This is a genomic window from Roseburia sp. AM23-20, from assembly GCF_003470905.1.
Classification (GTDB): Bacteria; Bacillota; Clostridia; order Lachnospirales; family Lachnospiraceae; genus Roseburia; species Roseburia rectibacter.
This window is the reverse complement of record NZ_QRHS01000001.1, coordinates 411,410-432,640: the sequence shown is the minus strand read 5'-3', so window position 1 is coordinate 432,640 and position 21,231 is coordinate 411,410. Positions and strand designations below refer to the sequence as shown.

The 21,231-nt window shown below is 40.9% G+C and carries 22 protein-coding genes; all 22 read left to right on the top strand.

Annotated features, from left to right (window positions below; genetic code table 11):
* Nucleotides 1–60: 60 nt before the first annotated feature.
* The 22 genes from sigK (at nucleotide 61) to DW650_RS01905 (ending at nucleotide 21,223) form a co-directional block, all read left to right on the top strand.
* Nucleotides 61–684, top strand: coding sequence for an RNA polymerase sporulation sigma factor SigK (gene sigK, locus DW650_RS02010; RefSeq protein ID WP_117921753.1), 624 nt, complete (start codon nucleotides 61–63; stop codon nucleotides 682–684).
* A 215-nt stretch (nucleotides 685–899) separates the two neighbouring features.
* On the top strand, nucleotides 900–2,423 hold the full coding sequence (locus tag DW650_RS02005) for a YifB family Mg chelatase-like AAA ATPase (RefSeq protein WP_118208940.1): 1,524 nt from the start codon (nucleotides 900–902) through the stop codon (nucleotides 2,421–2,423).
* A gap of 1 nt (nucleotide 2,424) precedes the next feature.
* Nucleotides 2,425–3,510: a DNA-processing protein DprA gene (gene dprA / locus DW650_RS02000; RefSeq protein ID WP_117921757.1), complete on the top strand. Its 1,086-nt coding sequence runs from the start codon at nucleotides 2,425–2,427 to the stop codon at nucleotides 3,508–3,510.
* A 113-nt stretch (nucleotides 3,511–3,623) separates the two neighbouring features.
* Nucleotides 3,624–5,711: a type I DNA topoisomerase gene (topA, locus tag DW650_RS01995; RefSeq protein ID WP_118208939.1), complete on the top strand. Its 2,088-nt coding sequence runs from the start codon at nucleotides 3,624–3,626 to the stop codon at nucleotides 5,709–5,711.
* 107 nt (nucleotides 5,712–5,818) lie between these two features.
* Nucleotides 5,819–6,604: a GTP-sensing pleiotropic transcriptional regulator CodY gene (gene codY / locus DW650_RS01990; protein WP_118208938.1), complete on the top strand. Its 786-nt coding sequence runs from the start codon at nucleotides 5,819–5,821 to the stop codon at nucleotides 6,602–6,604.
* Between the two features lie 283 nt (nucleotides 6,605–6,887).
* Nucleotides 6,888–7,283 carry a flagellar basal body rod protein FlgB gene (gene flgB, locus DW650_RS01985; RefSeq protein WP_117921763.1) on the top strand — a complete coding sequence of 132 codons (396 nt, stop codon included), beginning with the start codon at nucleotides 6,888–6,890 and terminating at the stop codon, nucleotides 7,281–7,283.
* A gap of 32 nt (nucleotides 7,284–7,315) precedes the next feature.
* Nucleotides 7,316–7,756, top strand: coding sequence for a flagellar basal body rod protein FlgC (gene flgC, locus DW650_RS01980; protein WP_006857500.1), 441 nt, complete (start codon nucleotides 7,316–7,318; stop codon nucleotides 7,754–7,756).
* An 18-nt stretch (nucleotides 7,757–7,774) separates the two neighbouring features.
* Nucleotides 7,775–8,086: a flagellar hook-basal body complex protein FliE gene (gene fliE / locus DW650_RS01975; RefSeq protein ID WP_117921765.1), complete on the top strand. Its 312-nt coding sequence runs from the start codon at nucleotides 7,775–7,777 to the stop codon at nucleotides 8,084–8,086.
* A gap of 18 nt (nucleotides 8,087–8,104) precedes the next feature.
* Nucleotides 8,105–9,703, top strand: a complete 1,599-nt coding sequence (gene fliF, locus DW650_RS01970; protein ID WP_243006879.1) for a flagellar basal-body MS-ring/collar protein FliF — start codon at nucleotides 8,105–8,107, stop codon at nucleotides 9,701–9,703.
* Nucleotides 9,704–9,706: 3 nt separating this feature from the next.
* Nucleotides 9,707–10,720 carry a flagellar motor switch protein FliG gene (gene fliG, locus DW650_RS01965; protein ID WP_117921770.1) on the top strand — a complete coding sequence of 338 codons (1,014 nt, stop codon included), beginning with the start codon at nucleotides 9,707–9,709 and terminating at the stop codon, nucleotides 10,718–10,720.
* Nucleotides 10,701–11,522: a FliH/SctL family protein gene (locus DW650_RS01960; protein WP_243102835.1), complete on the top strand. Its 822-nt coding sequence runs from the start codon at nucleotides 10,701–10,703 to the stop codon at nucleotides 11,520–11,522. Before fliG ends, DW650_RS01960 begins: the two co-directional genes overlap by 20 nt.
* Nucleotides 11,523–11,537: 15 nt before the next feature.
* Nucleotides 11,538–12,845: a flagellar protein export ATPase FliI gene (fliI, locus tag DW650_RS01955; protein ID WP_117921772.1), complete on the top strand. Its 1,308-nt coding sequence runs from the start codon at nucleotides 11,538–11,540 to the stop codon at nucleotides 12,843–12,845.
* A gap of 14 nt (nucleotides 12,846–12,859) precedes the next feature.
* Nucleotides 12,860–13,312, top strand: coding sequence for a flagellar export protein FliJ (fliJ, locus tag DW650_RS01950; RefSeq protein ID WP_117921774.1), 453 nt, complete (start codon nucleotides 12,860–12,862; stop codon nucleotides 13,310–13,312).
* A 26-nt stretch (nucleotides 13,313–13,338) separates the two neighbouring features.
* Nucleotides 13,339–14,181, top strand: coding sequence for a MotE family protein (locus DW650_RS01945; protein ID WP_117921776.1), 843 nt, complete (start codon nucleotides 13,339–13,341; stop codon nucleotides 14,179–14,181).
* Nucleotides 14,182–14,228: 47 nt separating this feature from the next.
* Nucleotides 14,229–15,725, top strand: a complete 1,497-nt coding sequence (locus DW650_RS01940) for a flagellar hook-length control protein FliK (RefSeq protein ID WP_118208937.1) — start codon at nucleotides 14,229–14,231, stop codon at nucleotides 15,723–15,725.
* A 21-nt stretch (nucleotides 15,726–15,746) separates the two neighbouring features.
* Nucleotides 15,747–16,502 (top strand): flagellar hook assembly protein FlgD, encoded by a 756-nt coding sequence (locus tag DW650_RS01935; RefSeq protein WP_006857491.1) that lies wholly within the window; start codon nucleotides 15,747–15,749, stop codon nucleotides 16,500–16,502.
* A gap of 25 nt (nucleotides 16,503–16,527) precedes the next feature.
* A complete protein-coding gene (locus tag DW650_RS01930) occupies nucleotides 16,528–16,923 on the top strand; it encodes a TIGR02530 family flagellar biosynthesis protein (RefSeq protein WP_015560452.1) in 396 nt (131 codons plus the stop codon).
* An 80-nt stretch (nucleotides 16,924–17,003) separates the two neighbouring features.
* Nucleotides 17,004–18,659 carry a flagellar hook protein FlgE gene (locus DW650_RS01925; RefSeq protein WP_118208936.1) on the top strand — a complete coding sequence of 552 codons (1,656 nt, stop codon included), beginning with the start codon at nucleotides 17,004–17,006 and terminating at the stop codon, nucleotides 18,657–18,659.
* Nucleotides 18,660–18,823: 164 nt separating this feature from the next.
* Nucleotides 18,824–19,027: a flagellar FlbD family protein gene (locus tag DW650_RS01920; RefSeq protein WP_118208935.1), complete on the top strand. Its 204-nt coding sequence runs from the start codon at nucleotides 18,824–18,826 to the stop codon at nucleotides 19,025–19,027.
* 54 nt (nucleotides 19,028–19,081) lie between these two features.
* Complete coding sequence (locus DW650_RS01915; RefSeq protein ID WP_278336450.1) at nucleotides 19,082–19,876, top strand: motility protein A; 795 nt, start codon at nucleotides 19,082–19,084, stop codon at nucleotides 19,874–19,876.
* Complete coding sequence (locus tag DW650_RS01910; protein ID WP_118208934.1) at nucleotides 19,876–20,679, top strand: OmpA/MotB family protein; 804 nt, start codon at nucleotides 19,876–19,878, stop codon at nucleotides 20,677–20,679. Before DW650_RS01915 ends, DW650_RS01910 begins: the two co-directional genes overlap by 1 nt.
* A 16-nt stretch (nucleotides 20,680–20,695) precedes the next feature.
* Nucleotides 20,696–21,223, top strand: a complete 528-nt coding sequence (locus DW650_RS01905) for a flagellar basal body-associated FliL family protein (RefSeq protein ID WP_118208933.1) — start codon at nucleotides 20,696–20,698, stop codon at nucleotides 21,221–21,223.
* The last annotated feature ends 8 nt before the right edge of the window (nucleotides 21,224–21,231 follow it).

Genomic DNA, 21,231 nt, shown 5'->3' with positions numbered 1-21,231 from the left:
AAAAGCACGCACAACCTGGCAAAAACATAGAATGTATCAATAAAGCTTTTAAGGTGCGTTTTGAAAACATTCTTATCTCCACTTACGCCAGAGCAGGAAAACGAATGCCTGAAAAAATTAAAAAAAGGTAGCCTTGAAGCAAAAAACGAACTGACACTTCACAATATGCGTCTGGTTGCGCATGTGGCAAAAAAATATCAGAACTCGGAAGAAGATATGGAGGATCTGATCTCGATTGGAACGATAGGACTGATGAAGGCAATTGCAACGTATAAAGAAGATTATGGGAGCAGGCTGGCAACCTATGCAGCCAGATGTATCGATAATGAACTTCTGATGTATTTTCGGGCAAAGAAGAAAGTGTCGCGTGAAGTATCGTTATATGAACCTATCGGTATGGATAAAGAGGGAAATCAGATCCATCTGCTTGATATTGTGGAGAGTGAAGAACCGGATGTTGTGGAACTGTTAGAACATACAAGGCAGATTGAAAAGCTGCTTGGGCTGGTTCCTAAAGTGTTACAGGAAAGAGAATTGTTTATTATTGTACATCGTTATGGACTTTTTGGGAATAAGGAGATGACGCAGAGAGAAATTGCTTCTGCAGTTGGAATCTCACGTTCATACGTGTCACGTATTGAAAAAAAAGCATTGGATAAATTGAAAAAAAGTTTTTGCGAATAAGGTTGTATTTCTTACTATGAATGTGTTATACTTAGGCGACGGCGGATGTCGCCGCCTTATGTTCGGATTTATATCAGGTCTTAGAAGCTGGGTATGGAATTGCTCAGTGTTTCTATGCACAGGTTGTCGTGTGCATATGTCAGTAAAAATCAACTGCAGCATTTCTGCTGTAAGAATCAGATGAATCAGAAAAATGAATAAAAAGGAGGAATACGTTGTATAGTATTGTATCAACAGCGATCATACACGGAATCCAAAGTGTGCCGATTTCTGTGGAAGCAGATGTGAGCGATGGCATGCCTGTGTTTGAAATGGTAGGATTTCTTGCTTCAGAGGTACAGGAAGCAAAAGAGAGAGTGCGCACGGCACTGAAAAACTGTGGCTATGCATTGACTCCAAAACATATTACGATCAACTTTACACCTGCTAACATCCGGAAATCCGGATCCGGATTTGATCTTCCGGTTGCAGTTGCGGTCCTTACCGCATTTGGCTATGTCAGACAGGAACTGGTCGGAGAATACTTTGTAACAGGAGAGGTCGGGCTGAATGGAAAAGTACAGCCAGTAAATGGAGTTCTGCCAATGGTCGCGGAGGCAAAAGAACGAGGTATGAGGAAATGCATGGTTCCATGGGAAAATGCAAGTGAGGCTGCGCTGGTAGCGGACATGCAGGTGTTTGCCGTAAAAGATCTTGCGGAAGCTGTTACGTTTTTAAATGGAAAAGGGGAATATTATAATGAGCCATATAATATAGAAGAAATACAGGCAGGAAAGGCATTGGATTTTGCAGATGTATATGGACAGATATTAGTGAAACGTGCCTGTGAAACGGCTGTTTCAGGAATGCATAATCTGCTTTTGATGGGGTCTCCGGGTGCAGGAAAAACAATGATTGCAGAACGGATTCCTGAAATCCTGCCGCCCTTAAATGCAGAAGAACGGATGGAGCTTTCTAAAATATACAGTGTTTGCGGACTTTTAGAACATAAAAGAGGATTGATGCAGAAAAGACCGTTCCGTGCACCACATCATACGATCACACCGCAGGGACTTGCAGGTGGAGGTGCATTGCCGAAACCGGGGGAAATTTCGCTGGCACATAAGGGAATCTTGTTTTTAGATGAACTGACAGAATTTCAAAATGATACTCTGGAAATATTAAGACAGCCGATGGAGGATAAAAAAATATGTATCGCAAGACTGAATGCGAGCTATGAATATCCGGCTGATTTTATGCTTGTGGCTGCGATGAATCCCTGTAAATGCGGGTATTACCCGGATATGCAGAGATGTACCTGCACATCGGCAGCGATTAACCGGTATCTGAGGAAGATAAGCAGACCGCTTTTAGACCGGATTGATATATGTGTGGAAGTGCCGCCGATCGGATTTAAGGATCTTTACAATACTGGAAAAAGTGAACGGTCAGAAGAAATCAGAAAACGCGTTATACGGACACAAGAGATACAGAAAATGCGTTACTGTGGAGAAGAGTTCTGCTTTAACAGTCATATTCCGTCTTCTAAGATTTTTGAGTATTGTAAACTTGATAAAAAACAGGAAACTTACATGGAACGGATGTATAACAAATTAAATCTGACAGCACGGACTTATCATAAAATACTGCGTGTGGCACGCACACTGGCAGATATGGAAGAAAGTGAACAGATAAAAATGCGGCATTTAAATGAAGCGATCTGTTATAGAAATATTGATAAGAAGTTCTGGGAGGTATAGGGTGATAAATTATGCGTACTGGCTCTCAAATATTCCGGAAGTCGGAATACGCACCAGAAACAGGCTGATTGCCGCAGCAGGAAGTGCGAGGGAGATTTATGGACTGACAGAAAAACAGCTTCTTCTGATCCCTGGCGTGACGGAGAAACATGCTGCGAGGATCTTAGAGAGCAGAAAAAAAGATTATGATGCAATGTTTGAGGGGATGATAGAACAAGGAATCTGGTTTTTATCCAGAGAGGAACAGCTGTTCCCAGAACGTCTTGCCACAATCCCGGATGCACCATATAGCATTTATGTGAAAGGGAATATGCCGGCAGAGTGGAATAAAAAGACAGTGGCGATCGTTGGTGCACGCCGCTGTTCTGCTTACGGCAGATCAGTGGCAGAGAAAATAGCAGGAAAAATAGCAGAATCAGGTGCATGGGTTGTAAGCGGCATGGCATCCGGGGTTGATGGTGGCGGACATGCGGGTGCACTTGAAAAAAATGGATATACATGTGCAGTATTAGGGTGTGGGGTAGATATCTGTTATCCAAGATCAAATATTAGAATATATCAGGAGATACTTGAAAAAAATGGTGCAGTCATCTCAGAATATCCGCCGGGGACAAATCCGTCTGCGCCGCTTTTTCCTGCAAGGAACCGGATCATTGCAGGACTTGCGGATGTGGTGGTTGTTGTTGAGGCAAAAATAAAGAGTGGTTCGCTTATTACGGCGGATTATGCGTTAGAACAGGGGAGAGACATATATGCGGTGCCGGGACGTATATATGATGCGCTTAGCGGGGGATGCAATAATCTGATACGGCAGGGGGCAGGCATTATTTCTGATGTAGATGAATTCTTAAAAGAAATTGAATTACAGGGGGAGATAAATACCGGAGAAGATAATTTAAAAAATTTATTACTTGAAAAAGATGAGCGACTGGTGTATAGTTGTCTAAGTTTACGACCGAAAAACGTCGGGGAACTCTTGGAGAAGACTGGTATATTAGTACCGGACATAATGGACGTACTTGCCAGACTTCTGCAAAAAGGTTTTATTACCGAGACAGTTAAAAATTACTATATCAGAAAAATATGAAAGAAATTCTTAGACACAGCAATCTGCACAAATGGAACAGAGCTGCTGTCAGAAACAATAGATGGCACGTTTTGTACACTGCTCTATTGTCATGAATAAAAGGAGATGGATGCATGGCAAAGTATCTTGTTATTGTGGAGTCGCCCGCAAAGGTAAAGACAATTAAAAAATTTCTGGGAAAAAATTATGAGGTAGTGGCATCGAACGGACATGTGAGAGATCTGCCAAAAAGCCAGATGGGAATTGACACAGAGAATGATTTTGAACCCAAATATATTACGATCCGCGGAAAGGGAGATATCCTGGCAAAACTGCGAAAGGAAGCAAAAAAAGCAGATAAAGTTTATCTTGCAACTGACCCCGATCGTGAGGGAGAGGCGATTTCATGGCATTTGAGCCAGGCACTGAAGCTGGATGATAAAAATGCACAGAGAATTACTTTTAATGAGATTACGCAGAATGCAGTGAAGGCTTCGTTAAAAGAACCGCGCCAGATTGACATGAATCTTGTAGATGCACAGCAGACCAGACGAATTCTGGATCGTCTGGTGGGATATGAGATCAGTCCACTGCTATGGGCAAAAGTAAAAAGAGGACTTAGTGCCGGACGTGTCCAGTCAGTTGCGCTTCGCATTATCTGTGACCGGGAGGATGAGATTAATGCATTCATTCCGGAAGAATACTGGACACTGGATGCAGAACTGTCTGTAAAAGGTGAAAAAAAGGCATTGCTCGCCAAATTTTATGGAGATGAGAATGGAAAAGTTACAATTTCCAGTAAAGAGCAGGCAGACCGCATCATGGCAGAGATGCAGAAAGAAGAGTTTCACATTTTAGAGGTAAAAAAAGGAGAACGTGTAAAAAAAGCTCCATTACCGTTTACAACCAGTACGTTACAACAGGAAGCATCTAAGGTACTTAATTTTCCGATTTCAAAAACAATGCGTATTGCACAGCAGTTGTATGAAGGTGTGGATGTCAAAGGTCAGGGAACGGTTGGTCTTATCACTTACTTAAGAACAGACTCTGTACGAATTTCAGAAGAGGCAGATGCACAGGCGAGGGAATATATTGCTGGAAATTATGGTGAGAACTATATTGCCGGTGAGAAAACAGCAAAGAAGAATGGAGCCAAAATTCAGGATGCGCATGAGGCGATTCGTCCGTCTGATATCAACCGTACACCTGTCATGGTGAAAGAGTCGTTATCGAGAGATCAGTTCCGCCTGTACCAGTTGATCTGGAAACGTTTTGCGGCAAGCAGAATGTCACAGGCGGTTTATGAGACAACAAATGTAAAAATTGGAGCAGGAAAATACCAGTTTACAGTATCTGCTTCTAAAATTGCATTTGACGGATTTATGTCAGTGTATACAAGCGATGATGATGAAAAGGCAGAGAACAATGTCCTGGTAGGCTCTATTGATGAGAATACAGTGCTTGGATTAAAAGAGTTTGATGAAAAACAGCATTTTACCCAGCCACCGGCCCACTATACAGAGGCATCACTGGTAAAAACATTAGAGGAGCTGGGAATAGGACGTCCGAGTACTTATTCACCGACAATCACGACACTGCTAGGAAGACGATATATTGTTAAGGAAGCGAAAAATTTATATGTGACGGAACTTGGAGAAGTGGTCAATCAGATTATGAAGGAATCATTTCCAAGCATTGTAGACGAACATTTTACCGCAAACATGGAATCGCTGCTTGATGGTGTTGAAGAAGGCAATGTAAACTGGAAAACAGTGGTACGTAATTTCTATCCGGATCTGGATGAAGCTGTGAAGGCGGCGCAGAAGGATCTGGAAAAAGTAAAGATAGAAGATGAAGTGACAGATGTTATCTGTGATGTCTGCGGCAGAAATATGGTAGTAAAATATGGTCCGCATGGCAAGTTCCTTGCATGTCCGGGATTCCCGGAATGCCGCAATACAAAACCTTATCTCGAAAAGATTGGAGTTGCATGTCCGAAGTGCGGTAAGGAAGTTGTACTTCGCAAAACGAAAAAAGGAAGAAAATATTTCGGCTGCGAGGATAATCCGGAATGTGATTTTATGAGCTGGTCAAGACCTGTTGCAGAAAAATGTCCGAAATGTGGCGGGTACATGGTAGTCAAAGGAAATAAGATTGTGTGTGCAGATGAACAGTGCGGTTATGTGACAGATCGTAAAAATGTTGAAAAAGATTCCGAATAATGAAATAATTTTAGGAAGAATATATTAAGAATATTGAATTTTCAGAATTGACGTGATAAAATATAGTACATCATGAAAGACATATATGTAGTCAGGAGGCACGCATTATGAGCGTTCAGTTGTTGGATAAAACAAGAAAAATCAATAAATTGCTTCACAATAATAATTCATCCAAAGTAGTATTTAATGATATATGCGACGTATTAAAAGAAATACTGGAATCAAATATCCTTGTCATCAGTAAAAAAGGAAAAGTACTTGGAACCGGAGTAAGACAGGGTGTCGAAGAGATCAATGAATTGATCGTGGATGAAGTAGGAGGTTTTATTGATCCGCTTTTAAATGAACGTTTGCTTGGAATCCTGTCCACAAAAGAGAATGTTAATCTTGAAACATTGGGATTTGTGGATGATGTAAAAAAATATACAGCGATCATTACACCAATTGATATTGCCGGAGAACGGCTTGGAACATTGTTTGTATACCGTGAGAACCGTCAGTATGATATAGATGATATTATATTGAGCGAATATGGAACAACTGTGGTCGGACTTGAAATGATGCGTTCTGTAAATGAAGAAAATGCAGAAGAAACAAGAAAGGTACAGATTGTAAAATCTGCGATCAGTACATTATCTTTTTCAGAATTAGAAGCAATCACACATATTTTTGATGAGATGGACGGCAAAGAAGGAATCCTTGTTGCAAGTAAGATAGCAGACCGTGTTGGAATTACAAGATCGGTGATCGTAAACGCACTTCGCAAGTTTGAAAGTGCAGGTGTGATCGAATCGAGATCATCCGGAATGAAAGGAACTTACATCAAGGTATTGAATGATGTTGTGTTTGATGAACTAGACAAGATAAAGAAAGAGAATCATAAGAATAGTTAAATGAAAAGGAATTTGTTACGCTATTTGAAAAACGTGACAAATTCCTTTTTTATGAGAGTGCTTTTTACAGCATTCTGGCAGCATGTTCGCTAAAAAATGCAAAAAATGTCGAAAAAAAGAGAATTATGAAGAATCAGAACAAATTGTTGTACACGAAATCGTAAAATAATACAAGATACGGGGAAAAACAACGAAAAAAAGTAAAAAACTCTTGTGTTTTTTCTGAGATATTTTATAATAAAATAGAATAATGTAGAAAATAGTGCATGAAAGGAGCAACAGAATGTTTACAACGAATGCATTTGACTATACAAATATACTTGATAAAGCGGCTGATGCAAGCTGGATGCGTGAGAATGTTATCACTAATAATATTGCAAATATCGACACACCTGGATACAAGAGACAGGATGTTGATTTTGAATCTGTATTACAAAAGGCACTCGGTAAGACAAAATACAGCAGCCTTGATAAGAAGGTAAGAGAATTGAACCAGAATCTTGGAAAACTTACAGCGACATCTTATACGGATGCGGCAAATTATTCATACCGTCTTGACCGTAATAATGTGGATGAAAACACGGAAAATGCGGAGCTGGCTTCTGAATCATTGAGATATCAGCTATTGACGACAGCGATAACAAACAATTTCTCAAGAATGCAGACAGTCTTAAAATAAAAGAATAAAAAGAAACAAAGGATGGAAATTATATGGGATTATTTCAGGCATTTGATATCAGTGCAAGTGGTATGACAGCAGAACGCTTCCGTATGGATACGATTGCACAGAATATTGCAAATATTAATACAACAAGAACGGAAGATGGGACACCGTACCGGAGAAAGATTGTTACATTTGCGGAAAAGACAGAAACACCTTTTTCACAGTATTATGAGACGGCAAGAGCGAGAGCGGTTGGAAATGGTGTAAAAGTAACATCTGTAAAAGAAGATGATGAGACAGAAATGCGCATGGTTTATGACCCATCTCATCCGGATGCAGATGAAAACGGTTATGTTACATATCCGAATGTTAATACAGTAACTGAAATGACGAACCTGATTGATGCAACGAGAGCATATGAGGCGAATACAACAGCATTTGATGCAACAAAAAGTATGGTACAGGCTGCACTCAACATCAGCAAATAAGGAAAGGAATGACGGTAAATGGACATTACTTCGTTGACAGGGATTACATCAGATTATATTGAAAAAGTAGCAGAACAGAACAGACTCGTAAATACTTCAGATGACAGTTTCCAGTCAGTACTTGATTCAGCAATGAATGTGTTGACAGAAACAAGTGATTTGCAGAATGATGCAGAGGCTGCTCAGATAGAATTTGCTCTTGGGAAGGCAGACAATCCGCATGATATGCAGGTTGCAGCAAAGAAAGCGCTTACAGCACTTCAGTATACAACAGCAGTAAGGGATAAAATGTTGGATGCATATAAAGAGATCATGAATATGCAAATTTAATGAATGGAGTCAGATAACATGCCGGAACAGGTGCAGAATATATTAAATAAGATTACAGAGTGGTGGAAAAAATTCAATACAAAGCAGAAAGCATTACTGATCAGTATTGTGGCAGTAATCCTTGTTGCACTGGCAATACTGGCAGCAGTTGTGAGCAAACCCAATATGGTTACGCTGCATGAATGTCAGACAACAGCGGAAGCTGGTACAGTAAAAGATCTGCTGGATGGTGAAAGCATTTCATATCAGATGTCTCAGGATGGTCTGATCTTTTATGTAGATGCGAAGGATGAAGCAGCTGCGTCTATCCTGCTCGGCAAGAATGACATTCCGAGTCAGGGAGCTTCAATCGATAATGTTTTTGAGGGCGGATTCAGCTCAACTGAGGCAGATAAAACAAAAAAATATAAAGTTTATCTGCAGAAATATTTCGCAGAACAGTTAGAGACACTGTCAAATGTTGAAAGCGCTTCTGTTACTCTCGATATTCCGAATGATGATGGAACAATTCTTGCAAAAGATCAGGATTCATATGCCGCAGTCATTCTTACCTTAAGTGGAGATATGGATGAAGATCAGGCCGCAGGTCTTGCAAAATACATAGCAACACAGCTTGGTAATAAAAATACAGATAATATTCAGATTTTAGATTCTAATTCCAATGTTTTATTTTCGGGAGATTCTTCTGATACTTCGATAGGAACAGCAAACAGTCAGCTTTCAGTAAAATCAAAGGCAGAAAATCTTGTAAAAAGCAAAGTAAAAGATGTTATGGTTGGATCTTCCCTGTTTGATCATGTGGAAGTGGCACCGGAACTCGTGATGGATTTTGACACATCGGAAGAGGCAACCCATGAATATTACGCACCAGACGGACAGACGAATGGTATGGTTGGCAGCAAGAGCGAGTATGAATCAGATTCAGAAGGTGGCGCGGCTGCAACACCTGGAACAGATTCCAATGATGATACTTCTTATGTAATCGAAGATAATAATTACACACACAGTACAGTTACAGATACAACAACCAATTATCAGAATAATGAGAAAGTAACAAAGAAATCTTCCAATGGAGGAACTGTTGATTATGCAAGTTCTTCTGTTTCTCTGGTGGCAACAAAATATCGTATCTATGATGAAGATACATTGCGTGCATCCGGAGCACTGGAAAATATGACGTTTGATGAGTATGTTGCAGCAAACAGTGACCCGACACCGATCACGGTTGATCAGGAATACATTACAATGATCTCTAATGCAACAGGAATCCCGACTGATAAGATTACGATCATTGCGCAGGAAGAACCGGTTTTCCAGTATTCTTCCGGTGGAAGAAGTGCTTCCGATTATTTACAGATTGTGCTTGTGGTTCTGATCCTTCTTCTTCTTGGTTATGTGGTATTCCGCAGCACCAGAAAAGAGAAAACCGCAGAGATCGAACCGGAGCTTTCTGTTGAGAGCCTGCTTGAATCAACAAAAGAGAGCCAGGAAGAAATGCAGGATATTGGATACAATGAGAAGTCTGAGACCCGTATCCTGATCGAAAAATTTGTGGAAGATAATCCAGAGGCGGCAGCTTCATTATTGCGCAACTGGTTGAACGAGGAGTGGGAATAAGGTATGGCAACAAATACACAGGATTATACTGGAATACAAAAGGCGGCGATTCTTTTGATTGCCTTAGGACCGGAGCGGTCTGCTGATATTTTTAAACATTTAAAAGAAGATGAAATTGAAGAGCTGACACTTGAAATCGCAAATACCAGAAGCGTTTCACCGCAGGTTAAGGAAGATGTCTTAAATGAATTTTATCAGATCTGCCTTGCACAGCAGTATATTGCTGAAGGCGGTATTGGATATGCAAAAGAACTGCTGGACAAAGCTCTTGGTGAGGAAAAGGCACAGGAAGTTATTACGAAACTTACAGCATCATTGCAGGTACGTCCGTTTGAATTTGTGCGGAAAACAGATCCAAGCCAGTTACTGAACTTTATCCAGGATGAACATCCACAGACAATTGCCATGATCTTATCATATCTGACATCCGCGCAGGCGGCACTTGTGATCGGGGCACTTCCACCGGAAAAACAGGCGGATGTTGCAAAACGTATTGCAATGATGGATCGTACATCACCGGATGTGATTAAAGAGGTAGAGCGTGTTTTGGAAAAGAAACTTTCTTCACTTGTCAATCAGGACTACACGATTGTTGGTGGTGTGGATGCAATCGTAAATATTTTAAATACGGTAGACCGTACGACAGAGAAACATATCATGGAGTCTTTAGAGATCGAAGAACCGGAACTGGCAGACGAGATCCGCAAGAAGATGTTTGTATTCGAGGATATCTTGCTGCTTGATGACCGTGCAATCCAGCGTGTACTCCGCGATGTCGATAATGCAGATCTTGGTGTTGCACTTAAGGCTGCAAATGAGGAAGTACAGAATGTTATCTTTAAGAATCTTTCAAAACGTCTGGCAGCAATGATCAAAGAGGATATGGAGTTTATGGGTCCTGTCCGTATGAAGGATGTTGAGGAGGCTCAGCAGAAAGTTGTCAGTGTTATTCGTAAATTAGAGGATTCTGGAGAAATCGTAATCTCCAGAGGCGGAGGTGACGAGATCGTTGTCTAATCTTTACAAACCATGGTTCGTACATACAGAGAGTCAGAATGCGAGGGTGATCAATTCAAATGATCATATGCAGGAATTTCTGAAACAAAACATCATAAAAGAGGCACAGCCGAAAGAAGCACGGCCGGTAGGATCGGATGGTTTTGCGGAGGGAATCATTACTGAAAAAACAGATAATGTGATCCCTGTAGAAGAACCGGAACAGGATATGTCTGCTGCAAATGAAAAAGCGGAACAGATACTTTCGCAGGCGAGGGCACAGGCGGATGTGCTGATTGACGATGCAAGACAAGAAGCAGAAACGATACGCGAGAAAGCAAAGAAACAGGGATATCTGGAAGGACAGAGTACATTAGAACAGGAGTATGACCAGAAAAAACAGCAATTAGAACAGGAACAGCAGCGGAAAAAGGCACAATTGCAGAATTCCTACCAGGAAAAACAAAAAAATATGGAAAGAGAACTGGTGGATGTAATATTGGATGTGTTTAATAAAGTTTTTCATGTCCAGTTTGATGGAAAAAAGGAGATCCTGCTTCATCTGATTGATAATGCTATTGCCAATATAGAGGATGAAAAGCGTTTCCGGATCAAAGTGGCAGGCGACAATGTCTCATTTCTGGAGGAACATAAAGAAAATATATTAGATTATGTGGGTCATGATATAGAATTGGAGATCGTTCCTGATTATACGCTGGATGAAAATGCATGTGTTATAGAAACCGATTCGGGAATCTTTGACTGCAGTCTGGATGTGCAGCTTGATAATCTGATGAAAGATATCAGATCCTTGTGTTCTTAAAAGTGAGGCGGCAGAATGTATACATTTGATAAATATCTTCAGCTTGCTGACAAGACATATTTTAACCGTCTGGGCAAGGTGACAAAGATTGTTGGTCTTACGATTGAATCTGTAGGACCAAATGCAAAACTGAATGATCTGTGCCGCATCATTATCGATCGGGAACAAAATCTTTCGACGATGGCTGAAGTGGTTGGTTTCCGTGACAAACATTTGCTTTTGATGCCTTTTGAAAGCGTGGAAGGAATTGGTGTTGGCTGTATCGTAGAGAATACAGGACATCCTTTGACTGTAAAGGTTGGAGAAGAACTGTTAGGTCACACTTTAGATGGAATCGGGAGACCAACGGATGTGGATGAGTTGCTGGTTCCATATGATTACCCGGTTGAGGCACAGCCGCCGGACCCGATGGCAAGAAAGATCATTGATGAGGTTCTGCCTTTGGGCGTTAAGGCAGTCGATGGTCTGATCACAGTCGGCAAAGGACAGAGAATCGGTATCTTTGCGGGATCTGGTGTTGGAAAAAGTACTTTGCTTGGAATGTTTGCAAGAAATACAAAAGCAGATATCAATGTGATCGCGCTGATTGGTGAGCGTGGAAGGGAAGTAAGGGAATTTGTGGAACGTGATCTTGGTGAAGAGGGTATGAAGCGTTCCGTAGTCATTGTTGCAACATCTGACAAACCTGCACTGATCAGAAATAAAGCTGCAAAAACAGCAACGGCAATTGCTGAATATTTCAGAGATCAGGGAAAAGATGTGCTATTGATGATGGATTCACTGACACGATTTTCAATGGCGCAGAGAGAGATAGGACTGGCATCCGGAGAACCACCGGTAACGAGAGGATATCCGCCGAGCGTATATTCAGAAATGCCTAAACTCCTAGAACGTGCGGGAACCTCAGACAAAGGATCTATTACCGGACTTTATACCGTACTTGTAGATGGTGATGATATGAATGAACCAATTACAGATACGGCGAGAAGTATTCTGGATGGACATATCATGTTATCCAGAAAATTAGGACATAAAAATCATTATCCTGCAATTGATGTTTTACAGAGTATTTCCCGTGTTATGAGCTCAATTGCTACAAGTGAACATAAAGAACTTGCCGGAAAATTAAGAAATGTTATGGCTACTTATAATGAGGCAGAGGATCTGATCAATATTGGAGCCTATAAAAATGGAACCAATCGTGAAATAGATTATGCTATTCAGAAAATACAGGCAGTAAATGAATTTCTGATACAGAAGACCGATGAAAAATTTGAATTCAGTGAGGAAATTGATCTTCTTAGAAAACTGTTTGAAAACTAAGAAAGGTTTTTGACATGGCAAAGTTCAGATACAGAATGCAGAACATTCTTGATATCAAAGAGAAAATGGAAAATCAGGCAAAGACAGCCTATGGTATGGCAAATGCAAAACTGGCAACAGAACAGCAGAAACTTCAGGACATTCTGATCCGGAGAGCCGGGTATGAATCAAAAGCAAGGGAATTAGTAAGTGGAAACCTCAATGTTTTGGAAATTCGTGAATGTAGGCAGGCTATTGATGTTATGAAAAGCAAACAGCGCAGCCAGATGATGAATGTACATGCTGCGGAACGCAATGTTGAATTGGCAAGAAAACAGCTAAATGAAGCAATGGTTGAACGCAAAACACATGAAAAACTAAAAGAAAAAGCTTTTGAGGAATTTAAACAGGAACTTTTACATGAAGAGTCTAAAGAAATAGACGAACTTGTCAGTTATACCTATCACGATAATGGACAGCGCAGTTAGGCAGTTTGAGCGGACAGGAGGAAAACATGGCAGAAGAAAAAGAAGAAGTTGTAGATAAGAAAGCTGCAAAAAAAGAAGAAAAACAAAGAAAAAAAGAAGAGGCAAAAGCAAAAAAAACACAGCGGGCAGAAGATAGTGATGAGCTTGAGGAAGAAAGCGGCGGAAGCAAAGTGGCTGTATTCTTTGTCTCACTTCTGATCATAATTGTATGGCTTGCGATTATAGCACTTTTGATCAAATGGGATGTTGGTGGATTTGGCTCAGGCATGCTTGCACCGATCTTAAAGGATGTTCCTTATGTGAACAAGATTTTGCCGGATGATGCGGTGGAAGAAGTTTCAACAGAGGACAGTGCCTATGCATATGACACTATGGCAGATGCAGTGGAGCGCATCAAAGAGCTGGAAAAAGAACTGGCAGATGCCCAGAATACATCATCTGCAAATGCAGATTATATCAGCCAGCTGGAAGCACAGTCGGCAGAGTTACAGCAATATAAGGAAAACGAGGCAGAATTTGAAAAAGAAAAGCAGAGTTTTTATGAAGATGTTGTTTTTTCAGATGTAGCCCCGGATGTTGAGGAATATAAGAAATATTATGAAAGTATTGATCCTGCTAATGCAGAAGTATTGTATAAGCAGGTGGTAGCACAGACGGCAGAGGATGAGCAGCTTGATGATTATATCAAGACATATTCATCCATGAAGCCGAAAGAGGCGGCAGCAATTTTTGATACCATGACAGATAATCTGAAGCTGGTTGCACAGATTTTAAATGGAATGGATGCAGATTCAAGAGCTGCTATTCTTGGCAAAATGAGTTCTGATACCGCTGCAAAGGTAACAGAGATCATGAAGCCTTCAGAATAGATTATTAAGCGGCAGTACATGCAGCGAAAGAGAGAGGAGGAAGAAAAATGGGAAGCACGAGTGTTTCAGAAGTGACCGGTATCATGTCTGTTGGACAGGGAAGCCAGACACTCACAGGTACAAAAGAAGGAGATCTGAAAGTCCAGTTTGCAGAAGTGATGAGCCAGATGACAACACAGGTTGGATACGGATACAGTTATGGCGGACAGAACGGCAAACAGAACATGTCTGTTGTGACAGGGAAAAGCAGTGTCACAGATAACTATGAGCGTTATCAGAATAATGCTGCCAGTATAAAAAATAATCCGTCAGACAAAACAGATATCCAGACCGGGAATACAGATGAAAAGCTGGCTGCATTTGAAGAGGATGTTAGACAGGTTTTGAAAGAGAAACTTGGCGTGACAGATGAAGAGATCACGGATGCAATGCAGAAGCTGGGACTTACTGTGGCTGATCTTATACAGCCGAACCAGCTTACACAACTTACAGCTGAACTTACAGGCTCTGAAAATATCGGCGAATTGTTATGCAATGATTCGTTTATGGAAATTGTAAATGAAATCGGTGGATTATCACAGGATCTGTTAGATGATCTTGGAATGACATCACAGATGTTTACTGAGACGGTTGCGGCAGCATCACAGGTTGTAATGACTCCGGAATCGGCAGGTATTGAACAGTTACCGGAAATGCAGGTAACAGAAAATGTTAATGCAGACAAAACCGCAGCAAACGATAATCAGATGAATTCTGTTTTGGAGGAAGAAAAAACAGTTCAGACAGCATCAGATGCAGATGAAGTGGAAATACAAAAACCGGAAGACAATATTCTCCTGCAAAAAGAAGTGGCAGAAGAAACAGATAATACAGACGATATGCAGGAAAAAACGACATTGTCAGAGGATAACAGCCTGATGCAGGAAGAAACAGATACAAAGGCAGATGACGGGCAGACAGGAAACAGAAATGAATCCGGGAACACGTCAAATCAGACAGCATTTGTGAGTCAGGAGCATACTGTTGATCCGGCAGCGGCAAAAACACCGGAGACTGTACCGGAATTTTCAAGACAGCTTGATACGTTAGATCTGATCCGTCAGGTAACAGAATTTACAAAAATCACTGTCCGTGAAGCACAGACGACGATGGAGATGCAGTTGAACCCGGAACACCTTGGCAAGATTTATATCGAAGTAACGACCAAGGAAGGAAATGTATCTGCTCATATTATGACACAGAACGAACTGGTAAAAGAAGCGTTAGAAGCGCAGATGGCAGAACTCAAACAGAGTATGAACCAGGCAGGTGTGAAGGTGGATGCCGTAGAAGTTACGGTTGGAAGCCATGAGTTTGAAAAAAACTTAGAGCAGAATGCAAAACAGGAAGAGAGACAGGCAGAGGAGCAGGAAAAAGCTTCGCCAAAGACTAGAAGAATCAACTTAGATGATTTAGATGAACTCTCCGGAGTCATGAGTGAGGAAGAGGCCCTTGTGGCGCAGATTATGGCAGATCACGGTAATTCCGTAGATTATACTGCTTAAAACAAAAGAAAGGAGAAAAAAATGGCATTAATTCAGCCCGTTGAAGACGGAAAAATACCAAAGGATACCAGTACTACAAGCAAATCGGATACCAGCAATGACCTTGGCTATGACCAGTTCTTACAGCTGTTATGTGCAGAGATGCAGTATCAGGATCCGTTAGAGCCTACCAGCAATACGGAGTATGTTGCACAGCTTGCTACATTTTCACAGATGGAAGCAACACTTGGTATGCAGAGTACAATCGAGAGCAGCAATGCAAATGCACTTGTTGGAAAATATGTTATTATCAAGACAACATCTTCGACTGGAGAAACAACAGCAACAGAGGGATTTGTTGATTATGTACAGAAAGAAAACGGTGAGCAGAAGATCTGTGTAAATGGGGTGTTATATTCACTTTCTGATGTATATCAGGTTGCAGATACCGAATACATGGAGGCAGAGACACTTGCTAAGACGTTTGCAGCAGCGGTTGCTAAATTGCCGAATGCAGCACAGCTTACATTAAGTGACAAAGATGATGTCAAGAATTTAAAGACATATTACGATAATCTGAATTCTTATCAGCAGTCAAAGATCGATACAGATACTTTGAAAAAATATCAGGAACTGCTTGCACAGATGGAAAAACTTGCAGGAAAAGACTGGTATAAAAGTACTTCATCATCGACAGGTACAACAACAGATACAAAAACAGATACAGATACAAAAACAGATACGACAACAGGAACAGATACAACAACAGACACAAAGACAGATACAGATAAAACCTGATATCTGACAGAAGGGAAATGCGATTATGAATAAGATCAGTAACCAGTTTGCTTCCATTGAGCAGGTAACTGACCAGTATCTGACTCGGAAAAGCACGGATGCGGTAACTTCGAGCGGTGTCTCCTTTGAAGATATTTTAAAGCAGAAGCAGGATGCAAAAGCAGGTGGGACACTCAAATTTTCCAAGCATGCCACGATGCGCCTGATGGATCGTAATATCAATCTGTCAGAGGAACAGAATGAACGACTTGAGACAGGCGTTTTTAAGGCTGGTGAAAAGGGAATCAGAGAATCGTTAGTAATTGTTGATTCACTCGCTTTTATCGTAAATGTTCCGAACAGGACAGTCGTTACAGCAATGGACCGGACAGAGTCCGATGATAATATTTATACCAATATTGATGGTGCTGTGATCACGTAGCCGGACCGAAATGGAGGCTAGATTCCCGGAATGACAGAAGGGAAGGCAGCACAAAAGAACTTAGGAGGTCAATTTCAACTATGATGAGATCAATGTACTCTGCTGTGTCAGGTCTTAAGACACATCAGACAAAAATGGACGTTATTGGTAACAATATCGCCAACGTAAACACAGTAGCTTTTAAATCATCCTCAGTTGTATTTCAGGATGTTTTATATCAGATGACAAGTAATGCATCCGGTGCGAACGCAGCAACAGGTACCGGTGGTGTGAATGCAAAACAGATCGGTCTTGGTGTTACGACCGGTGCAACAAACTTAAGCATCACAACTTCCGGTGCGGCTGAAACAACCGGACGTGCATTCGATATCCGTTTATCAGACCAGTCTACGACAAACTTTTTTGTAGTTAACAACGGTTCTGAGAACCTGTTTACCAGAGCCGGTTCTTTCTATGTAGATGGTGCCGGTAACTTATGTATGACATCCACCGGTTATACAGTTATGGGATGGCAGGTAGATCCGACAACAGGAAATATCAAGAAGGATACCGTATCTGCACTTCGTGTCATGCAGACATCCAACCTGACATCTGCTCCGGAGGCAACCACACAGGCAAATGTTTCCGGTATTATTGATAAAAATGATAAGGATGTATTGTCAGACAACGGACTTGTCAAAACACTGACATTTTTTGATAATCTCGGTTATTCCTATACAGCGCGTTTTGCAATGAAATCTACCGGAACAGATGGAAAATATACGGTGGAACTGGAAAAAATCTTAAACAGTGACGGAACAACGTTCTATGATCCGGAAACCAGCAATGTTGATCTGAGTGATATATTTGGAGCAAAAACAACGAATGCTACACTTGGAACATACAGCCAGGTTCAGAGTGGTTATTACTATGATTCTGCTAACGATAAATTCTATGTAGGAAGTGATGCAAACGGTACAGAAATCTCTTGGGATCCGGCAACAAATTCTTTTACGGATAGACAAACTCCAGCAACTACACACAGCCTGAAACAGGTATATGGAATTTCGAATGCAATGGTTGCCAAGATTACAGGTAATAAGGCAAATGCTACAGTCAAAAATGGAACACTGACGATCACCGGAGATGTAACGGATTATGCAATCGACTTCAGTACAAAAGATGGTACATTTACAGGAGTCGGTGCAAGAACGTCAAACAATAAGACAAACACAGTTACACTTAATATGAGTAAACTTGGAAACAATCCGACCCAGTTTGATGATATTACCATTGATTTTTCGGGACTGAAAGATGCAAACAACGGTGGTAAATCCACAGCGGTTATGTCTACAGGATCTATAGATGATGGTGTGACAGGAAAAGGAAAGAAATTAGGTGCCATGATCGGTATTTCCATCGACAACAATGGTCTTATCACAGGTACTTATGATAATGGTAATACAGAAACCCTCGGACAGATCGCAGTAGCACAGTTCGCAAATGCATCCGGTCTTGAAAAGGTTGGAGAGAATTGCTACCGTACGACCTTAAACTCAGGTGAATTTGATGGAATCGGTGTTGAAATCTCTGCGGACGGAAGTTCTATGACATCCGGAGAACTTGAGATGTCAAACGTTGACCTTTCAACAGAATTCACACAGATGATCATCACACAGCGTGGTTTCCAGGCAAACTCCCGTATCATCACAACATCCGATACACTGTTAGAGGAACTGGTTAACCTGAAACGTTAATGTAATGTAAGAAAAAAATAATATTTATGTAAAACCCGTTCTAAAATGTCGAAACAGGTTTTACACAGGCAGTTACATATGTTATACTGAACATTGTGGCCGGTTTCAAAACAGGCCGGTCACAATGAAAATCTGTTGACTGGCAATGGAGGAATGATTACGATATGATCGAAGTGACACGGCTGAATGGAACAACAGTATTAATCAATTCGGATCTGATTGAAACGGTGGAGGAAACTCCGGATACAGTTATTTCTCTTACAACAGGTAGAAAGTTTATTGTAAAAGAAAGTAGACAAGAGGTCAAAAATTTAGTAAAATCATACAAAAGGGATATTTTTACAAATGGCCTTTTAAGAGAAGAATAAGTCCCACGGATGGGATTTTACAATATGAAAAATCAAGGATGGTAGGTGGAAAAAGTGGATATAGCATCAATAGTAGGTATGTTATTAGGCGTTGTAATGTTTGTGTTTGGTGTACTTTCCAACGGAGGTGTTGCAAGTTTACACTCCATGTGGGATATGGCATCATTCATTATTACAATAGGAGGTTCCATAGCAGGTACGCTTGCATCTTTTAAATTGGCGGATTTTATCAATGGTATAAAATCAATAAAGTTGATTTTTAAGGATGAGGTTCAGGATCCGGCAGTTGTCATCAATCAGATCATTTCACTGTCGAATACAGCGAGAAAAGAAGGACTTCTGGCATTGGAAGAAGCCGCAAATGGAATTGAAGATGATTTCCTGAAAAAGGGCATTATGCTTGTTGTAGATGGTACGGATCCGGAACTGGTAAGAGGAATCATGGAGACAGACTTAGCCTGTGTCGAGAGCAGACATAAAGCTAAAATTGCTGTCTGGGAAAAATGGGCTGAATTAGGTCCTGCCTGGGGTATGATCGGTACCCTGATCGGATTGATCCTCATGTTGCAGAACATGGAAGATGCATCCACAATCGGACCGGCGATGGCAACAGCGCTTGTTACAACATTGTATGGTTCATTACTTGCAAACTGGTTATGTAACCCGATTGCAGGTAAGTTAAAACTGAATAATGATAATGAAATGATGATGAAGGAAATTTCCGTGGAAGGTATTCTGTCGATCCAGGCAGGAGAGAATCCGCGTGTTATAGAAGAAAAACTGAAATCATTCCTTGCACCTTCGGCGCGTAATACAGCGCAGGAAAGCGAGGCTGGAGGTGAAGAATAGTGAAAAGAAAGCCTGATGAACCAAAAGGATCACCAGCATGGATGAATACATTTGCAGATCTGATGAACCTGTTGTTGTGCTTCTTTGTATTGTTATTTTCTATGTCAACAGTAGATGCAGAAAAGTTTGAAAAAATGGTGGCTTCCTTTCAGAATACATTTAGTATTCTTCCCAATGGAGGATCTTCTATTGGAGATGGAACTCTGATATCATCTGGTGTGAGCCAGCTTGAAATGTTAGATTCCTATTATAAAGACAAAGCGAACTCTGAATCGGATCAGGAGACAGACGAAGAGAATGATGTAGTGGAAGAATATAAAGAACAGGCACTGGAAGAATCAGAAAAGATGTCTGAACAATTAGAGGATGCCATTGCAAGGTATGGAATTCAGGATCAGGTAGAAGTTGATTTTAATGCACAGTATGTCATGCTCAATATGAATGGAGCTCTTTTATTTGACTCCGGGCATGCAGAAATCCGGTCAGAAGCATATCCGCTGATTGATAAGCTGGGCAAACTGATCGAACCTTATCAGGATAATATCATAGAAGTAGAAGGACACACGGACAACGTGCCGATCCATTCTGCAAAATATGAAGACAATGACGTGCTTTCGTTTTACAGGGCACGGGCGGTTACAGATTACTTGAGAGATATTACAACAGTGAAACCCGCACACTTGAAAGCATCTGGAAGAGGTGAGTATGTACCTGTTGCAGATAATACAACGCAGGAGGGAAGAGCAAGAAACCGCCGCGTTATTATAAAAATATATAATTCTTATAGTTCAGACTTTAATTGAACAGGAAGGTAGCATTATGAAAAAGAATCTGATAACAGTAATTATTCTGGCACTGGTTTTGGCAAACCTTATTTTAACTGCAATTCTTGTGTTCACGATTATTCCGCAGACAAAGAAATCAAATCAGCTGATCGATCAGGTATGTTCTGCGATTAATCTGGAACTTCAGAGCGGTGAAAATACACCTGCAACACCGGAAGTGCCGATTGAAGACATTGAGACTTATGCGATTACAGATGGATTTACTGTAAACTTAAAACAGGGTGGAGATGGCAAACAGCATTATGCGGTGTTTTCGGTCAGCCTGTCTTTGAATACCAAGAGTGATGGATATAAGACTTATGGTGGATCAGAAGGACTTGCTGCAAAAGAAACGATCATTCAGAGTGAGATCAATACGATTGTAAATGGATATACGTTAGATGAATTTAATACAGACGGCTATCAGAATGTAAAAGATGATATATTAAAATCAATGCAGGATATGTTTGGAGGTTCAGACTTCATCGTTGGTGTAAACTTCTCAAGCGTTCAGACGGAATAGACCCAAAT

Excerpts from the sequence above, each read along its gene's own strand:
- fliG (WP_117921770.1), top strand. The coding sequence starts at position 9,707 with ATGGCAACAAATACACAGGATTATACTGGAATACAAAAGGCGGCGATT.
- DW650_RS01920 (WP_118208935.1), top strand. The coding sequence starts at position 18,824 with ATGATCGAAGTGACACGGCTGAATGGAACAACAGTATTAATCAATTCG.
- DW650_RS01925 (WP_118208936.1), top strand. The coding sequence starts at position 17,004 with ATGATGAGATCAATGTACTCTGCTGTGTCAGGTCTTAAGACACATCAG.
- flgB (WP_117921763.1), top strand. The coding sequence starts at position 6,888 with ATGTTTACAACGAATGCATTTGACTATACAAATATACTTGATAAAGCG.
- fliI (WP_117921772.1), top strand. The coding sequence starts at position 11,538 with ATGTATACATTTGATAAATATCTTCAGCTTGCTGACAAGACATATTTT.
- DW650_RS01905 (WP_118208933.1), top strand. The coding sequence starts at position 20,696 with ATGAAAAAGAATCTGATAACAGTAATTATTCTGGCACTGGTTTTGGCA.
- fliJ (WP_117921774.1), top strand. The coding sequence starts at position 12,860 with ATGGCAAAGTTCAGATACAGAATGCAGAACATTCTTGATATCAAAGAG.
- fliE (WP_117921765.1), top strand. The coding sequence starts at position 7,775 with ATGGACATTACTTCGTTGACAGGGATTACATCAGATTATATTGAAAAA.
- fliF (WP_243006879.1), top strand. The coding sequence starts at position 8,105 with ATGCCGGAACAGGTGCAGAATATATTAAATAAGATTACAGAGTGGTGG.
- DW650_RS01945 (WP_117921776.1), top strand. The coding sequence starts at position 13,339 with ATGGCAGAAGAAAAAGAAGAAGTTGTAGATAAGAAAGCTGCAAAAAAA.
- flgC (WP_006857500.1), top strand. The coding sequence starts at position 7,316 with ATGGGATTATTTCAGGCATTTGATATCAGTGCAAGTGGTATGACAGCA.
- topA (WP_118208939.1), top strand. The coding sequence starts at position 3,624 with ATGGCAAAGTATCTTGTTATTGTGGAGTCGCCCGCAAAGGTAAAGACA.
- DW650_RS01930 (WP_015560452.1), top strand. The coding sequence starts at position 16,528 with ATGAATAAGATCAGTAACCAGTTTGCTTCCATTGAGCAGGTAACTGAC.
- DW650_RS01940 (WP_118208937.1), top strand. The coding sequence starts at position 14,229 with ATGGGAAGCACGAGTGTTTCAGAAGTGACCGGTATCATGTCTGTTGGA.
- DW650_RS01935 (WP_006857491.1), top strand. The coding sequence starts at position 15,747 with ATGGCATTAATTCAGCCCGTTGAAGACGGAAAAATACCAAAGGATACC.
- codY (WP_118208938.1), top strand. The coding sequence starts at position 5,819 with ATGAGCGTTCAGTTGTTGGATAAAACAAGAAAAATCAATAAATTGCTT.